Origin of the sequence: Thermaurantiacus tibetensis (genome assembly GCF_015354055.1) — a bacterium.
GTDB lineage: Bacteria > Pseudomonadota > Alphaproteobacteria > Sphingomonadales > Sphingomonadaceae > Thermaurantiacus > Thermaurantiacus tibetensis.
On record NZ_JACHTM010000002.1, the window covers coordinates 404,823 to 419,816 of the forward strand.

A 14,994-nucleotide genomic window follows, 5' to 3' on the forward strand; every position below is an offset into this window, starting at 1 on the left:
GGGGGAATCGACCATGCGCTTCCTCGTCCTTGCGGCGCTCGCTGCCGCCTGCCCCGCGCGCGCGTCGGGGCCCTACGCCACCGACGACTCCTTCGTCACGCCGGCCGGCGAACGGCAGGTCGAGACCTGGGGCTCCGTGACGGCCGGCGGGCACCGGGTCTTCTTCGTGCCCGCCTTCACGCCAAGGGCCGTGCCCTTCCTCGAGTTCTCGGCCGCGCTCGAGACCGAGCGCCTCTCGGGCGCGCGCGACTCGGCCGTCGGCGTCCAGGCCAAGGCGCGCCTTCTGCCCGAGCCTGCGCAGGCCGGCGCGATCGGCCTGTCGGTTGCGGGGGGCGCGCGGGTCCCCACGCGCAGCGAGGATACGGAGGCCTTCGCGAACGCCGCGCTGAGCTGGGCGGCCACGGGCTCCACGCTCGTCCACCTGAACCTCGGCTGGAGCGGCTTCATCGCGCGCCCCGAAGGCGGCGTCACCTGGGGGGCGCGCCTCGAGCAGACGCTCCGCCCCGAGCGCCTCGTGCTGCACGCCGAGCTGTTCGGCGCCGGCGCCGGGCGGCCGGGGATGCAGCTGGGGCTTCGCCCGACGCTGCGGCCGGGCAACATCGATCTCGAGTTCGTCGCCGGCCGCAACCTCGGCGGCGAGCGCGCCACCTGGATGACGCTGGGGGCTGCCTTCCGCTTCTAGCCTTCGGAGTTGCGCCCGTCGCCGGGCTGCTGGCAGCGGTACCAGGTGCTCCCGTAGGGCCCGAATCGGGGAAGGCCATGGACGAGACGCTCGACGCCGCGCTGAACCTCCTCGTCGCCGTCGGCCTCGGCGCGCTCGTCGGCCTCGAGCGGCAGTGGCGGCAGCGGCTCGCGGGGCTTCGAACCAACACGCTCGTCGCCCTCGGCGCCGCCAGCTTCGTCCTGTTCGCCGACCTCTTCCCCGGCGAAGCGAGCCCCACCCGGGTTGCAGCGCAGGTCGTCTCCGGCATCGGCTTCCTCGGCGCCGGCATCATCTTCCGCGAAGGAGTCAACGTCCGCGGCCTCAACACGGCGGCAACGCTGTGGTGCTCGGCGGCGGTCGGCGTGCTCGCCGGCGCCGGCGCCTGGGAGCGCGCCGCGGCCGTCGCGGCGCTCGTGATCGCGGTCAACGTCGCGCTCCGCCCGGTGCTGCGCTTCATCCAGTCCCAGCCTGTGCCCGAGCCCGAGGGCGACCGCTGCTATCTCGTCACCGTCGTCAGCCGCGGCGAGGCCGAGGCCCATGTCCGCGCCCTCCTCCTCCAGGGCGTGTCCAGCGCCGGCCTCCGTCTGCGCCGCCTCGACAGCCAGAACATCGAGGAGAGCGACCGCATCGCCGTCGAGGCGGAGGTGGTGAGCGAGGGCAGGGCCGATGCCCCCATCGAGCAGATCATCGGCCGCCTTTCGCTCGAGCCGCAGGTGACGGCGGCGCGCTGGCGGCTTTCGCCAGCACCCGCCGAATGAGGGCCGCAGGTCCCTGCGGGCGAGCCAGGCGGCCGGACCGGCCCGCCTGCCGAGGCGGCATCCGCCGCGTCTTCTGCACCCCCGCTGGCGCCCTTGCCCGAGCGTTTTGCGGCCTCCTCCTCCTTCTCGCGCTGCCCGCCCGCGCCGGCTGGGTGGTGGCCGAATCCGCCAACTTCCGCCTGTTCGCACCCCTAGGCGCGGACGAGGCCGCCGCCCGTGTCGCCGAGCTCGAGGACTATCGCGCCCTCCTCGTCCAGGCCACCGGCCGCGCCCTGCCCGCCGGCCTGCCCCGGCTAGATGTCTACCTCGTCCCCGATCTTGCCGCCGTGGTGCCGGGCCAGCGGCTCCCCCCCGGCATCGCCGGCTTCTACCGGGCGACCTTCGGCGGAATCGCCGCCTTCGTCTCGACGGCCGCCGGCGCCGCCCAGGCCCGCACCGTCCTGCTCCACGAATATGCCCATCACTTCATGTTCGCCGACACGCGCGTCGCCTACCCGGCCTGGTACGTCGAGGGCTTCGCCGACTATTTCATGACCGCCCGCCTCGCGCCCAACCGGATCGAGTTCGGCCACCCCGATCCGCACCGGCTCCGCTGGATCGACCAGGGCCAGTGGCTGCGGCCGGAGGCCCTGCTCCGCGCCGCCTTCGACCGGCAGGATCCCCGCCAGGCGGAACTCTTCTACGCCCAGAGCTGGCTCCTCACCCACTGGCTCTTCCGCACGCGCGACGGCCCGGCGAAGCTCCGCGCCTACCTCGCGCGCACCGGCCGCGGCGAGGACCCGGTCGAGGCGTTCCGGAGCGAAATCCTGCCCGATCTCGACAGGCTCGAGCGCACGCTCCGGCGCTACCGGGAAGACCCCCGCGCCTTCGCCTTCTTCCGCGCGAAGCGCGCGCCGCCCGCGCAGGTCCCCGTTGCCGTCCGCCCGCTTCCCTCCTCGGCCGAAACCCTCCTCCTGCCGCGCGTCGTGCTGGCCGAGCCGCTCGACCCGCGGCTTGCGCCGGCGCTCCTCGTCCGAGTCCGCACCGAGGCCGCCCGCTTCCCGGAAGACCCGTTCGCCACGGCAACTCTCGCGATCGCCGAACTCCAGCACGGCGATGCGCGCAAGGGGACCGCCCTGCTCGATGCCCTCGTCGCCGCCTCGCCCGCCGATCCCGAGCTGCTGCGCTGGCGCGCGGCCGCGGCGCTCGCCGTCGGCGAGGGCGAGGCGCGGGCCCGCGCCTTCCTCGCCCGCGCGCTGGCCGCCGACCCGGCCGACTGGCGGGCGCTTGCCATGCTTGCGGGCACGCTTCCGGCCGGCGCGCCGGAGCGCTCCGAGGCCATCGCCCGCGCCTGGGCCCTCGCTCCGCAGGTGCCCGCCAACGTCCTCGCCCACGCCCACGCGCTTGCCGAGGCGGACCGGCTGAGCGAGGCCGAGGCCGTGCTGCAGCCGCTCGCCTGGAGCCCGCACGGCGGCGCGCTCGCCGGGCTGGCCGAACGGCTCCGCCGGCACGCCGCCCAGGGCGACCGGGCCGCCTTCCTTGCCGCGCTTGCCATCGGCGGGCCGGCTCAGCTGCGGTAGCGGATCAGCCCCTCCTGGACGACCGAGGCGACGAGCGTGCCGTCGCGCGCGAAGATCCGCCCTTCGTTCAGGCCGCGCCCGCCGCCGGCGACATGGCTCGCCTGGTCGATCAGGTGAAACGCCGCGGGCCGGTAGGGCCCATGGAACCAGATGGCATGGTCGAGGCTCGCCGCCTGAAGCTTCGGGTCGGTCCAGCTCACGGCATGCGGCAGGAGGCAGGTGTCGAGCAGAGTCATGTCGGAGGCATAGGCAAGGAGACACGCGGCAAGGCGCGGGTCGTCGGGCACCTCGCCATCGGTCCGGAACCAGTGCTGCGCGCGCGCCGGGCGCGGCGTCGGGGCAAAGGGGTCCACCGGGTTCACCGGCCGGAAGTCGAACGGCCGCTCGCGCGTCGCCCAGAGCGTCCGCCACGGCTCGGGCGTCCGCTCCCGGTTGCGCGCCTCGAGCTCGCGCTCCGAAAGCAGCGTCTCGGGCGCCGGCGCCTCGGGCATGGGCGCCTGGTGGGCGAAGCCGGGCTCTTCCCTCTGGAACGAGGCCGTCATCGAGAAGATCGGCCGGCCATGCTGGATGGCCTGCACCCGCCGCGTCGTGAAGCTGGAGCCATCGCGCTCCCGCTCCACCCGGTAGAGGATGGGCACCTTCGGTTCGCCCGGCCTCAGGAAATAGCTGTGGAGCGAGTGAACCGGCCGCTCGGCCGGCACGGTACGCTGCGCGGCGGCAAGCGCCTGGGCCACCACCTGCCCGCCATAGACGCGGATCCAGCCCGGGTCGCCGTTCGTCCCGCGGTAGAGGTCGACCTCGATCTCCTCGACATCGAGCAGTGCGACGAGCCGCGCAAGTGGCGTCATGGCGTCCCCCTTGTCCGTTGCAGGCCTCCCCTTGCCGGGCCGGCCGCGCGGGGCAAGACCCGGCCCCCGCCCCGCGCCGGCCGCGCCTCGGCGCCGCGCCCCCCTGCGCTCCGCCTTGCGCCCCGCACGCGGAGAACATAGACCGAACACATGCCGGCCCTCTCCCTGCGCGAGAAGCTCGAGATCCTGGCAGACGCCGCCAAGTACGATGCCTCCTGCGCCTCCTCCGGCACCAGCCGCCGCACCGCGCTCGGCGGCCGCGGCATGGGTTCGACCGAAGGCATGGGCATCTGCCACAGCTACGCGCCCGACGGCCGCTGCATCTCGCTCCTCAAGATCCTGCTGACCAATTTCTGCCAGTATGACTGCGCCTTCTGCATCAACCGGCGCAGCTCCTCCGTGCGCCGTGCCCGCTTCACCGTGGACGAGGTCGTCCGTCTCACGCTTGGCTTCTATGCCAGGAACTACATCGAGGGCCTGTTCCTCTCCTCGGGCATCATCCGCTCGCCCGACTACACCATGGAAGAGCTCGTCCGCGTCGCCCGGACGCTGCGCGAGGAGCACGACTTCCGCGGCTACATCCACCTGAAGACCATCCCCGACGCCTCGCCCGAGCTCGTCCGCGAGGCCGGGCTCTACGCCGACCGGCTGTCCATCAACATCGAGCTGCCGTCGGCCGAGTCGCTCCGCGCGCTCGCGCCCGAGAAGGACGCCGGGCGCATCGAGGGCAGCATGGCCGTGCTTGGCGAACGCATTGCCGAGGCGCGCGACGCAAGCCGCCGCTTCGCCCACGCCCCCCGCTTCGCCCCTGCCGGCCAGTCGACCCAGATGATCGTCGGGGCAGATGCTGCCGACGATCTCGCCATCCTCGCCACTGCCGACGGCCTCTACCGCCGCCACGCGATGCGCCGGGTCTACTACTCCGCCTACAGCCCGATCCCAGACGCCAGCGCGAGCCTGCCGCCTTCACCGCCGCCGCTCGCGCGCGAGCACCGGCTCTACCAGGCCGACTGGATGCTCCGCTTCTACGGCTTCACCCTGCAGGAGATTGCCGCAGCGGCACCCGGCGGCCGGCTTCCCCTTGAGCATGACCCGAAGCTCGCCTGGGCGCTCCGCCACCGCGACCGCTTTCCCGTGGATGTGAACCGGGCCCCGCGCGAGCTGCTGCTGCGCGTCCCCGGCCTCGGGCCGAAGGTCGTCGGCCGCATCCTCTTGAGCCGCCGCCACCGCACGCTGCGCTGGGCCGACCTTGCCCGCCTCGTTGCCTCGCCGGCGAAGGTGAAGCCCTTCGTCACCACGCCCGACTGGCGGCCGACCGCGCTCCTCGACACGGCCGACCCGCTCGCGCCGCCGCCGCGCCAGCTCTCCCTCTTCGGCTGAGGCGGATGCGCCGCGTCCGCCTCGCCCACCCTGCCGACCTCGAGGGCTTCCGCCACGCGCTCCGCGCCCTCGTCGCCGAGGGCACGCCCCCCGCCGAGGTGCTGTGGGAGACCGGCCCGCAGGAGGCCCTGCCGCTCGCCGAGGCGCCGGGCCTGGCCGATGCGCCGCCGCTCGCCGTCCCGCGCCGCTTTGCGGAACTCGCCGAGGCGGTCGTCTGCCACTCCGATCCCGCCCGCTTCGCCCTTCTCCACGAGGCGGCGCTTCGCCTGCGCGCCGACCGCCGCCTCCTCGAGGACCGCGCCGATCCGCTCGCCGACCGGCTCCTCGCGCTCGAGAAGGCGGTCGGCCGCGACATCCACAAGATGCGCGCCTTCGTCCGCTTCCGCGAGCTCGCCGACCCCGAGGGCCCCCACTTCGTCGCCTGGTTCGAGCCCGAGCACCATATCCTCCGGGCCAACTGCGGCTTCTTCATCCGCCGCTTCGCGAACCACCGCTGGACCATCCTGACCCCCGAGGCCTCGGCCCACTGGGACGGCGCGCGGCTCCACATCCTCCCCGGCGCGACGAAGGCCGACGCGCCGGGAGAAGACCCGCTCGAGGCGCTCTGGACCGGCTACTACCGGTCCATCTTCAACCCCGCGCGCCTCAAGGTGGCCGCCATGGCAGGCGAGATGCCGAAGAAATACTGGAAGAACCTCCCCGAGGCCGCCGCTATCCCGGGGCTGGTCGCGGCGGCGTCCGCCCGCACGGCCGAGATGCTCGAGGCCGGGCAGCCCGCCGACCTTGCGGGGCTTGCCGCCGCTGCCGCCCGCTGCACCCGCTGCCCGCTCCACGGCCCCGCCAGCCGCACCGTCTTCGGCGAAGGCCCGGCCGATGCCCGGCTCATGCTCGTCGGCGAGCAGCCCGGAGACCAGGAGGACCTCGAGGGCCGCCCCTTCGTCGGCCCCGCCGGCCAGCTCCTCGACCTCTGCCTCGCAGAAGCGGGGATCGACCGCGCCCGCGCCTACGTCACCAACGCGGTCAAGCACTTCCGCTTCGTGGCAACCGGCCGGCGGCGGCTCCACCAGTCGCCCGATGCCAGCCACATCGAGGCCTGCCGCTGGTGGCTCGACCAGGAGCTCGCCCTCGTCCGCCCCGCGCTCGTCGTCATGCTGGGCGCCTCGGCCGGCCGGGCGCTCCTCGGCCGGCCCGTCACCGTGGGGCGCGAGCGCGGCCGCGAACTCGGGCTTCCCGGCGGCTGGCGGGGCTTCCTCACCGTCCACCCGAGCTTCCTGCTGCGGATCGAGAACCCCGAGGCCGCCGCCGCCGAGCGCGCCCGCTTCGTCGCCGACCTCCGCGCTGCGCAGGCGCTGGCTCAGGCGCGCGCGGCGTGAGCTTCCGCTGCCCGGAGCGCCGCGGCCGCCGCATCGATCGCGGCCACCCGCGCGGCAATCCGTGGTGCCATCGCCGTCTCCAGCATGGCCCGCACCTCGGGCCGGGCGGTCGCCGGAGTCCCGCCGGCGAGCGGCGCCGGGTCATATTCGAGCGCAAGCTGGATCGCCTCGGCCACATCCGGCCCGCAGATCTCCCTGACCAGCCGGAAGGCAAAGTCGATCCCCGCGGTCACCCCGCCCGCCGTCACGAACCGGCCGTCCCGCACGCAGCGCTCGGCCGCGAAGGTCGCCCCGAACTTCGCGAGATGCTGCCCCCACGCCCAGTGGCAGCCGGCCCTGACCCCCCTGAGCAGCCCCGCCGCCGCCAGCACGAGGGAGCCGGTGCACACGCTCGAGACCCAGGTCGCCCCCGCCGCCTGCGCCCGGAGCCAGCCGAGCACCTCGGCATCGTTCATGAGGTCGGTTGCGCCGTAGCCGCCGGGCACCACCAGCACCTCGGCCTGCGGCGCGTCGGCGAACGTCACGCTCGGCACGAGCGCGAGGTTGCAGTCCGACATCACCGGCTCCGGCCGCTTCCAGGCGAAGTCGAGCCGGGCATCCGGCATCCGCGCCAGCACCTGAGCCGGCCCGGTCAGGTCCAGCTGGGTGACCTCGGGATAGAGAAGGAAGACGACCCGCATTGCAGCCCCCCCTGCCAGACCCTCCCTCGCCGTCCCCCCGAACCTCGGTGCAAGGCCCGCAACCCCTGCCGGCTGCGCCCTCCCGTCCGGATCCGCAGGGCCTGACGGCCGGCATCACCCGCGGCGTCTGCCGCCTCTTCTGGCTCAGCGGCTTCGCGCCCGTGCGTGAAGTGACGCTCGCCAACGGCCGCCGCGCCGACGTCCTCGGAGTGAACCCTAAGGGAACGCTCTGGATTGCCGAAGTCAAGACCTCGCGCGCCGATCTTCTCGGCGACTGCAAGTGGCCTGCCTATCGTGACTTCTGCGACGCCTTCCTGTGGGCGGTACCCGAGGATCTTGCCCCGCTTCTCGATGCGCCTGCCTTTCTTCCCGAGGAGGCTGGCCTCGTCGTGGCCGATGCCCACGGGGCAGCGCTCGTCCGGCCGCCGGTCGCCCGCCCGCTTGCCGCGGCCCGCCGCCGCGCCGTGACGCTGGCGCTTGCCCGCACCGCGGCCGAACGCGCCCACCGTCTCGCCGACCCGGGCTTCGAGGGGTTCGCCGCCCGCTAGCCCGCCGGCCGGGCGTGCGGCGCACCGGCGGCCAGCGCTCCGCACTGGCACCCTGCGCCTTCGGCGGGAATCGTCTGTCCGGTCGCGCCCACGTTCGCAGGCCAGGCCCGCGAAGCGGGCCCGCCGGCCGGCCGCGCCTGCGGCGAAGCTGGCAGCGAGGCTCCGTCTGGCGCCAGCCGCCTTCGGCTTCAGTCCTCCGGCGCGATGGTCACCTTGAGGCCGTCGAGCTCGGCCGAGAAGCGGATCTGGCACGACAGCCGCGACCGCTCGTTCCGGTGGTCGGAGCTGTCGAGGAGGTCCGCCTCGTCGGCATGCGGCGGGCCAACCTTCTCCATCCACGCCGGGTCGACGTGCACATGGCAGGTCGCGCAGCTGCACGAGCCGCCGCACAGGGCGAGCAGCTCGTCGAACCCGTTGTCGCGGATGACTTCCATCACCGAGAGGCCGGCGTCGCCCTCGACTGCGCGCTCGTTGCCCTTGCGGTCGACGACGATGAGGGTCGGCATGGTCACTCCCGTGGTTGGAAAGGTCGCAGGTGCAGTCCATAGCGGCGCGCGGCGGCCGCGCAAGCCGCTGAGGAAGGAGAGGATGGGGCTCGAGACCGCACGGCTCGCAGAAGGCATCCGGGCACTGGCTGAAGTCGAGCCCGCCTTCGCCGAAGCGCTCGCCCGCCACGGCCCGCCGCCGCCGCGCCAGCGTCCGCGCGGCTACGGCAGCCTGCTCCGCGCCATCGTCTCCCAGCAGGTCTCGACCGCGGCCGCCGCCGCCATCTGGAACCGGCTCGCCGCCGCCTTCGGCAACCTCGAGGACCCGGCCACCATCGCCGCCGCCTCGGTGGACGCGCTGCGCGCGGCCGGCCTCTCCCGCCAGAAGGCGGCCTATGCGCGAAGCCTCGCCGCCCACGTGGCAGAAGGTCGTCTGCCGCTCCACGCCCTGCCAGACGACGACGAGGCCGCCATCGCCCTCCTCACAGCGGTGCGCGGGCTTGGCCGCTGGTCGGCCGAGATCTACCTCCTGTTCGCCGAAGGCCGGCCCGATGCCTTCCCCGCGGCCGATCTCGCGCTCCGGGTGCAGGCCGGGCGCCTGTTCTTTGCCGGCGCGCGGCCGGGCGAGGCGGCGCTGCGCGCGCGGGCCGAGGCCTGGCGACCGCACCGGGGCGCCGCGGCCCATCTCCTCTGGCACTGCTACAGCGCCCCGCCCCTCTGATGCCCGACCTCATCGTCTCCGCCGCCAATGCCCGGGTGAAGCGCCTCCGGGCGCTGAAGGACAAGAAGCACCGCCGTGCCGAGGGGCTGTTCCTGGCCGAGGGCCTCAGGATCGGCATCGAAGCGCTCGATGCGGGCTGGGCGCCGCAGGCGGTGGCCTACGCGGCCGACCGCGAGGACCACCCGCTCATCCGCCGTCTGCTGCGCGCCTGCCGGGGAGATCTTCTGCCCTGCACGCCCGCAGTGCTCTCCACGCTTTCGGGCAAGGACAACCCCCAGGCCGTGGTTGCCGCCTTTCCCATCCCGTCGCGCAGCCTTGCCGACCTGCGCCCAGGCGCGCGCCTGCTCGCGGCCGAGCGGCTGCGCGACCCGGGCAACCTCGGCACCCTGCTCCGTACCTGCGATGGCGCGGGCGCCTCGGGCATGATCCTCATGGGCGACTGCACCGACCCCTACTCGGTGGAAGCGGTGCGGGCCTCGATGGGGGCCATCTTCACCGTCCCCGTGGTCCATGCCAGCCTGGCCGATGTCCTCGCCTGGAAGGCGCGCCACGGCGCCACGCTGACGGGCGCCGCCCTCCACCCCGCGGCGCGGGACTATCGCGCCGTCGCCTACGGCCGGCCGGCCCTCCTCCTTCTCGGCAACGAGGCCGAGGGCCTGCCGCCTGCCCTTCTCGAGGCCTGCGACCAGCTCGTGCGCATTCCCATGCGGGGGCGCGCCGACAGCCTCAACGTCGCCATCGCCGGCGCGCTCCTCCTCTACGAGACGCTGCGCGAGGAGGCGCCCGCCCCGCCCGCGCCTGACACGGGCGGTCCGCCCGGCTAGAAGGCGCGCATGCCCCGTGCTCTTGCCGCCGCGCTCCTGCTCCTCCTCGCCGGGGCGGCGACGGCCCTTCTGCTCGCCCGGGCGGGCCGTGACGAGGGCACCCCCGCGGTGGCGCCGCCGCCCGCGGCCTCCCCGACCGCCGCCCCCTCCGCCGCCGCAGCCCCGGTCCCCGCACCCGAGGCGATGACCGATGCCGCGCTCCGGGAGGCTGCGGACTCGGTGCTGGCCGCGCTTGCCACGCGAAACGGCGCGGCACTCGCCACACACGTCCACCCGCAGGGCCTGCGCGTTTCGCCCTCCGCCTTCGTCGACCGGGAGACCGACGTCCTCCTGTCGCCGGCCGAGGTTGCCCGCATGTTCGAGGACCCGCGCCCGCGACGCTGGGGCTTCGCCGAGGGCTCCGGAGACCCGATCGACCTTTCTGCCGCAGCCTATGTTGCGCAGCATGTCCCCGCGGCAGAGGCGCTTGCCCAGCGTCGCGTGACGCTCGACGGCACCGCCTGGCAGAGCAACACGTTCAACAACATCGCGCAAGTCTATCCGGGCGCACGGGTCGTCGAGTATCTGGTGGAGGCGGATGGAGACCCCGAGCTTGCCGACTTCCGCCGGCGGGCGATCCGCCTCGTGTTCCGGGAGGCGGAGGGTGCGCCGCGCCTGGTCGGCCTCGTGGCCGACGGCTGGAGTCCTTGACGGCGCCCCGGCCCGATGGGATGGTTAACAAAATCTCGGGGGAATGACGATGACCGGTCCGGAGGACGAGCCGAGCGCAGACGCCGAAGACGTGTTCCGGAACGCGGGTGAAGGCGAGGTCGAGACCAGCGCCGACGAGGAGCTTCCGGCCTCCGTCGGCGGGGAGGCCTGATGGCCTTCGAGCTGACCTGGATGCCTGCCGTGCTCCGCCAGGCCGGCCTCAAGGTTGCCGAGGTGGACGGCTGGGTGAACCGCGGCCGCGGCCCCATGCCGGGCGCGCGCGGTGTCATGTGCCACCACACCGCCGGGCCCGCCCAGGGCAACATGCCGTCGCTCCGGGTGCTCGTCAGCGGCACCCCGGCCATTCCGGGCCCGCTCTCGCAGCTCGGCCTCGGGCGCGACGGCACCTATTACATCGTCGCCGCCGGTCGGGCGAACCACGCGGGCGTCGGCGAATGGCGCGGGATCACTGCGGGCAACGCGACCTTCATCGGGATCGAGGCGGAGAACACCGGCTTCGAGCCCTGGCCGGCCGTCCAGCTCGATGCCTACCGGCGCGGCGTCGCCGCCCTGCTGCGCCACATGGGGGCGCCGGCCGAGATGTGCGTCGGCCACAAGGAATATGCGCGCCCGCTGGGCCGCAAGCCCGACCCGCACACGATCGACATGAACGCCTTCCGCGCCGAGGTGGCCGCACTCCTGGCCGACGGCGTGCCGCCGCCGCTGCAGATCCCGCCCGCGACCGCCGACGGGCGCCCGACGCTGCGGCGCAGCAATCCGCGCAACCCGCCGTTCGTCGTGAAGGAGCTGCAGCGCCTGCTTGGCATCACCGGCGCGAACGTGGACGGCGTCTTCGGCCCGATGACGGAAGCCCGGGTGCGGGATTTCCAGCGCCGGCACGGCCTGGTGCCCGACGGAATCGTCGGCCCGAAGACCTGGGAGAAGCTCTTGGCCTGACGAGAAGCGGGAGTTGCCCGGCGGCGCCCGGCCGGGCGAGAGGCGGCCGCATGTCCTGGATTGCTCTCCACCAGATCTCGCCCACCGCCTTCGAGCTTCCCCTTGCCCCGCCGGTCTGCGTCGGCCCGCCGGACCGCCTGTTCATGTTCGGCGGCGTGGGGCTTGGCGCCGCGCTCCGGGCGCTGGAGACGGTGACGGGCCGGCCGGCGATCTGGGCCACGGCCCAGTATGAAAGCTACGCACGGCCGGGAGAGACGGTCCGGTTCGACGTGTCCGAACGGGTGCGGGGCAATGCGGTGAGCCAGGCCCGGGTCACGGCCACCGCCGGCGACCGCGAGATCCTCACCGTCGTCGCCGCCCTTGGCCGGCGGGACCTCCCCGCGCGCGGGCAGTGGACCCTCGCCCCGCGCGTGCCGCCGCCCGATGACTGCCCGCCCCGCGCCCTCTGGCCCGGCCGCCACCCCGACGACATCCATGCCCGCGTGGACTTCCGCATCGCCCGCGGGGCCATGCACGGGCCCGGCGCCGGCGGTGCCCGGGTGGAGGACGGGAACATCCTGCTCTGGGCGCGGCCGGCGCCGGGTGCGGGGCCCATCGACACCGCCTTCGTCTGCGTGGTGGCAGACTATGTGCCAAGCGGCGTTGGCCCGGCACTCGGCCGTGACGCCGGCGGCAACAGCCTCGACAACTCGATCCGCTTCCACCGCATGGTCGAGACCCGCTGGCTTCTGTGCGATGTGAAGATCCACGGCGTCGCCCATGGCTTCGCCCATGGCCGGATGCACATCTTCGCCGAGACCGGCGAGCTCATCGCCACCGCCTCCCAGTCGCTGATCCTCCGCCTGTGGGACGTGTAGGAAAATGTTCCACGTGGAACATTTTCCCTGCAGCCTAGCGCACGGTCGCAGCCGACTGGCGGAACAGCATGGCCTTCTGTTCCTCGGTCATCTCGCCCGTCTCGAACATCGGGTCCTTCGCCTTGGCATAGGCGCGTTCCGTGGCAGGACGCGCCCGGATCGCCGCGATCCAGCGCGCGAGATGCGGCATTTCCGGGCCTTCGGCGACGATCCGGTCGGCGAGCACGGCCCAGGGGTAGGCGGCCATGTCGGCGATCGAATAGGCATCGCCGGCAAGGAAGGCGCGGTCCGAAAGGCGCCGGTCCATCACCTTCAGCAACCTGAGCGACTCGTTGGTGTAGCGCTCGATCGCATAGGGCACGGGTTCGGGCGCGTAGTTGCGGAAGTGGCCGGCCTGGCCCATCATCGGCCCAAGGCCCGCCATCTGCCAGAAGAGCCACTGCAGCACTTCGGCGCGCGGCTGGCCCGAGGCGGGCAGGAAGGCGCCGTGCGTCTCGGCGAGCCACAGGAGAATCGCCCCGGATTCAAAGAGATGGATGCCGGTCTCGCGGTCGACGAGGGCGGGCATCCGGTTGTTGGGGGCGATCTTCAGGAACGCGGGGTCGAACTGCGCGCCAGTTCGGATGTTGACGGGCACGAGCCGGTAGGGAAGCTCGAGCTCCTCGAGGAACAGCGTCACCTTGTGCCCGTTGGGGGTGGGCCAGTAGTGGAGATCGTAGCGCGGCTCGGGCATGGGGCGGGCTCCGGCTGGAAGGAGAAGCCAGCGGCCCATAGGGAAGTTTGCGGAGGGATGCGATGGCAAGCGTGGCGGAGATCGAGAAGTTCCCCGGCTGGACGACCGAGACGATCGACGACCGGATCGTCAACCCCCATCTCTACGCCGAGCCCGAGCAGCTGTTCGCCGACTATGCCGCGCTCCGCCACCGGCCCGGCCTCCACTTCGCCCGCCCCCGCGGCTACAGGCCCTTCTGGGCGATCGTGCGGCATGCCGACATCGTGGCCGTCTCCAAGGCGAACGACCGCTTCATCAACCGCGAGCGCACCTACCTCTCCCCCATCGAGGGCGAGCAGTGGACGCTCCAGGTCTCGGGCGACACCCACCTCTTCCGCACCCTCGTCGATCTCGACGACCCCGAGCACCGCAAGCTCCGCCAGATCACCCACGCCTGGTTCCAGCCCGGCGCCGTGCGCCAGAACCTCGAGGGCAAGATCCGCGAGATCGCGCGCGAGCATGTCGCGCTCATGCAGGCGAAGGGCACGGAGCTCGACTTCGTGAATGAAGTCGCGCTCTTCTACCCGCTTCGGGTCATCATGATGATCCTCGGCGTGCCGCGCGAGGACGAGCCCCTGATGCTGAAGCTGACGCAGGAGCTGTTCGGCGCCATCGACCCCGATGTCGTCGCCCGGTCGCGCAACATCACCGAGGCGGCCGGCTACTGGGGCGGCTCGGGCAACCCGCAGGTGGACCTGTTCAAGATCGCCGCCATCTTCTTCGATTATTTCGGCAAGATGCTGGCCGACCGGCGCGCGCATCCGCGCGATGACGTGGCCAGCGTGATTGCCAACGGCACGATCGACGGCGCCCCCATCCCCGAGCGCGAGGCGCTCTCCTACTATGTGATCACCGCGACTGCCGGCCACGACACGACGAGCTCGTCGACTGCGGGCGGCTTCTGCGAGCTGGCGAGGAACCCGGCCGAGTTCAGGAAGGTCAAGGCCAATCCCGGCCTCATCCCGCTCTTCGTCGAGGAAAGCATCCGCTGGACCACGCCGGTCAAGCACTTCATGCGCACCTGCGTGGAAGACACCGAGGTGGGCGGCTCGCTCATCCGCAAGGGCGAGAGCCTCGCCATGTTCTACTGGTCGGGCAACCGCGACGAGACGGTGTTCGCCGACCCGATGGTCTTCAGGGCCGACCGCGACCCCAATCCGCACATCGCCTTCGGCCATGGAGTCCACATCTGCCTCGGCATGCATCTTGCGCGCCTCGAGATGCGGATCCTGTGGGAGGAGCTGCTGCCGAAGCTGGCGAGCGTCGAGCTTGCCGGCGAGCCGAAGCTCTCGATCGCCAATTTCGTGAGTGGGCTGAAGACCCTGCCGGTCCGGGTCAGGTGGGCCTGAAGGACGAGGGCTGGCGCTGCGAGCCGGCCTCCTACCCGTTCCGCGCCTCCCTCCAGACCCGCTATGGCGACATGGACGCGAACGCGCACCTCAACAATGTCGCGATCGCGCGGCTGTTCGAGGAAGCGCGCCTGCGCTTCCACATGGCGGTGCGCGCCGAGGCGTCTGCAATCGACCCCGCGGGCGTGATGATCGCCCACATCGCCATCGACTATCTGGCGCAAGGCAGCTACCCGGCCGAAGTCGAGGCCGGAGTCGGAGTCGAGGCCATCGGAAACCGCAGCTACCGGCTTGCCATCAGCCTGTTCCAGGAGGGCCGGGCGATGGCGCTCGCGACCTGCGTGATGGTCCACCGGGACGGCATGGGCGAGGCGATGCGGGCGGCGCTGGCGGCTCGCGCGGTGAGCGCAGGCTAGGCGCGCAGGAGGGCAGTCGCTGGAGGCGGGCGCGGACAGGACCTGGCCCGCAGCACATGCCATCCCTCCCATTG

The 14,994-nt window shown here is 72.9% G+C and carries 18 protein-coding genes; 14 read left to right on the forward strand and 4 right to left on the reverse strand.

Features of this window, described 5'->3' with window-relative positions:
• The first annotated feature begins 13 nt into the window (after positions 1 to 13).
• The 3 genes from H3H34_RS06555 to H3H34_RS06565 all read left to right on the forward strand — a co-directional run bounded on the left by H3H34_RS06555 (position 14) and on the right by H3H34_RS06565 (position 3,020).
• Positions 14 to 682 (forward strand): hypothetical protein, encoded by a 669-nt coding sequence (locus H3H34_RS06555; protein WP_194744475.1) that lies wholly within the window; start codon positions 14 to 16, stop codon positions 680 to 682.
• Positions 683 to 759: 77 nt separating this feature from the next.
• Complete coding sequence (locus H3H34_RS06560; RefSeq protein WP_194744476.1) at positions 760 to 1,461, forward strand: MgtC/SapB family protein; 702 nt, start codon at positions 760 to 762, stop codon at positions 1,459 to 1,461.
• Between the two features lie 155 nt (positions 1,462 to 1,616).
• On the forward strand, positions 1,617 to 3,020 hold the full coding sequence (locus H3H34_RS06565) for a hypothetical protein (RefSeq protein ID WP_194744477.1): 1,404 nt from the start codon (positions 1,617 to 1,619) through the stop codon (positions 3,018 to 3,020).
• Here the strand turns inward: H3H34_RS06565 and H3H34_RS06570 are convergent.
• Positions 3,008 to 3,868: an acyl-CoA thioesterase gene (locus H3H34_RS06570; protein WP_194744478.1), complete on the reverse strand. Its 861-nt coding sequence runs from the start codon at positions 3,866 to 3,868 to the stop codon at positions 3,008 to 3,010. The two genes, H3H34_RS06565 and H3H34_RS06570, sit on opposite strands and share 13 nt — an antisense overlap.
• Positions 3,869 to 4,018: 150 nt before the next feature.
• Here H3H34_RS06570 and H3H34_RS06575 point away from each other — a divergent pair, with 150 nt between their 5' ends.
• Both H3H34_RS06575 and H3H34_RS06580 read left to right on the forward strand, forming a co-directional pair.
• Positions 4,019 to 5,248 carry a putative DNA modification/repair radical SAM protein gene (locus H3H34_RS06575; protein ID WP_194744479.1) on the forward strand — a complete coding sequence of 410 codons (1,230 nt, stop codon included), beginning with the start codon at positions 4,019 to 4,021 and terminating at the stop codon, positions 5,246 to 5,248.
• A gap of 5 nt (positions 5,249 to 5,253) precedes the next feature.
• Complete coding sequence (locus tag H3H34_RS06580; RefSeq protein WP_194744480.1) at positions 5,254 to 6,621, forward strand: UdgX family uracil-DNA binding protein; 1,368 nt, start codon at positions 5,254 to 5,256, stop codon at positions 6,619 to 6,621.
• Here the strand turns inward: H3H34_RS06580 and H3H34_RS06585 are convergent.
• Positions 6,603 to 7,301 (reverse strand): DJ-1/PfpI family protein, encoded by a 699-nt coding sequence (locus H3H34_RS06585; protein ID WP_194744481.1) that lies wholly within the window; start codon positions 7,299 to 7,301, stop codon positions 6,603 to 6,605. The genes H3H34_RS06580 and H3H34_RS06585 overlap by 19 nt on opposite strands.
• A 47-nt stretch (positions 7,302 to 7,348) precedes the next feature.
• On the opposite strand from H3H34_RS06585, the gene H3H34_RS06590 reads away from it, so the two are divergent.
• Positions 7,349 to 7,849 (forward strand): MmcB family DNA repair protein, encoded by a 501-nt coding sequence (locus H3H34_RS06590; protein ID WP_328831454.1) that lies wholly within the window; start codon positions 7,349 to 7,351, stop codon positions 7,847 to 7,849.
• A gap of 188 nt (positions 7,850 to 8,037) precedes the next feature.
• Here the strand turns inward: H3H34_RS06590 and H3H34_RS06595 are convergent, their stop codons facing one another.
• Complete coding sequence (locus H3H34_RS06595; protein WP_194744482.1) at positions 8,038 to 8,355, reverse strand: 2Fe-2S iron-sulfur cluster-binding protein; 318 nt, start codon at positions 8,353 to 8,355, stop codon at positions 8,038 to 8,040.
• A gap of 82 nt (positions 8,356 to 8,437) precedes the next feature.
• Between H3H34_RS06595 and H3H34_RS06600 the strand changes: the two genes are divergently transcribed.
• The 6 genes from H3H34_RS06600 to H3H34_RS06620 are packed head-to-tail and all read left to right on the forward strand — an operon-like array spanning position 8,438 to position 12,383.
• Positions 8,438 to 9,055 carry a DNA-3-methyladenine glycosylase family protein gene (locus H3H34_RS06600; protein WP_194744483.1) on the forward strand — a complete coding sequence of 206 codons (618 nt, stop codon included), beginning with the start codon at positions 8,438 to 8,440 and terminating at the stop codon, positions 9,053 to 9,055.
• Positions 9,055 to 9,879, forward strand: a complete 825-nt coding sequence (locus H3H34_RS06605) for a TrmH family RNA methyltransferase (protein ID WP_194744484.1) — start codon at positions 9,055 to 9,057, stop codon at positions 9,877 to 9,879. Before H3H34_RS06600 ends, H3H34_RS06605 begins: the two co-directional genes overlap by 1 nt.
• Before the next feature lie 9 nt (positions 9,880 to 9,888).
• Positions 9,889 to 10,569 carry a hypothetical protein gene (locus H3H34_RS06610; RefSeq protein ID WP_194744485.1) on the forward strand — a complete coding sequence of 227 codons (681 nt, stop codon included), beginning with the start codon at positions 9,889 to 9,891 and terminating at the stop codon, positions 10,567 to 10,569.
• A gap of 49 nt (positions 10,570 to 10,618) precedes the next feature.
• On the forward strand, positions 10,619 to 10,741 hold the full coding sequence (locus H3H34_RS13845; protein ID WP_268978289.1) for a hypothetical protein: 123 nt from the start codon (positions 10,619 to 10,621) through the stop codon (positions 10,739 to 10,741).
• Entirely contained in the window at positions 10,741 to 11,526 is a 786-nt protein-coding gene (locus H3H34_RS06615) for a peptidoglycan recognition protein family protein (protein ID WP_194744486.1), read from the forward strand. Before H3H34_RS13845 ends, H3H34_RS06615 begins: the two co-directional genes overlap by 1 nt.
• 50 nt (positions 11,527 to 11,576) lie before the next feature.
• Entirely contained in the window at positions 11,577 to 12,383 is an 807-nt protein-coding gene (locus H3H34_RS06620) for an acyl-CoA thioesterase (protein ID WP_194744487.1), read from the forward strand.
• A 34-nt stretch (positions 12,384 to 12,417) separates the two neighbouring features.
• Here H3H34_RS06620 and H3H34_RS06625 read toward each other — a convergent pair whose 3' ends face one another.
• Complete coding sequence (locus tag H3H34_RS06625; protein WP_194744488.1) at positions 12,418 to 13,116, reverse strand: glutathione S-transferase N-terminal domain-containing protein; 699 nt, start codon at positions 13,114 to 13,116, stop codon at positions 12,418 to 12,420.
• A 62-nt stretch (positions 13,117 to 13,178) separates the two neighbouring features.
• Here H3H34_RS06625 and H3H34_RS06630 point away from each other — a divergent pair, with 62 nt between their 5' ends.
• Positions 13,179 to 14,504, forward strand: a complete 1,326-nt coding sequence (locus tag H3H34_RS06630; RefSeq protein ID WP_194744489.1) for a cytochrome P450 — start codon at positions 13,179 to 13,181, stop codon at positions 14,502 to 14,504.
• On the forward strand, positions 14,495 to 14,920 hold the full coding sequence (locus H3H34_RS06635; RefSeq protein ID WP_194744490.1) for an acyl-CoA thioesterase: 426 nt from the start codon (positions 14,495 to 14,497) through the stop codon (positions 14,918 to 14,920). The genes H3H34_RS06630 and H3H34_RS06635 overlap by 10 nt, the downstream gene beginning before the upstream one ends.
• Positions 14,921 to 14,994: the final 74 nt, after the last annotated feature.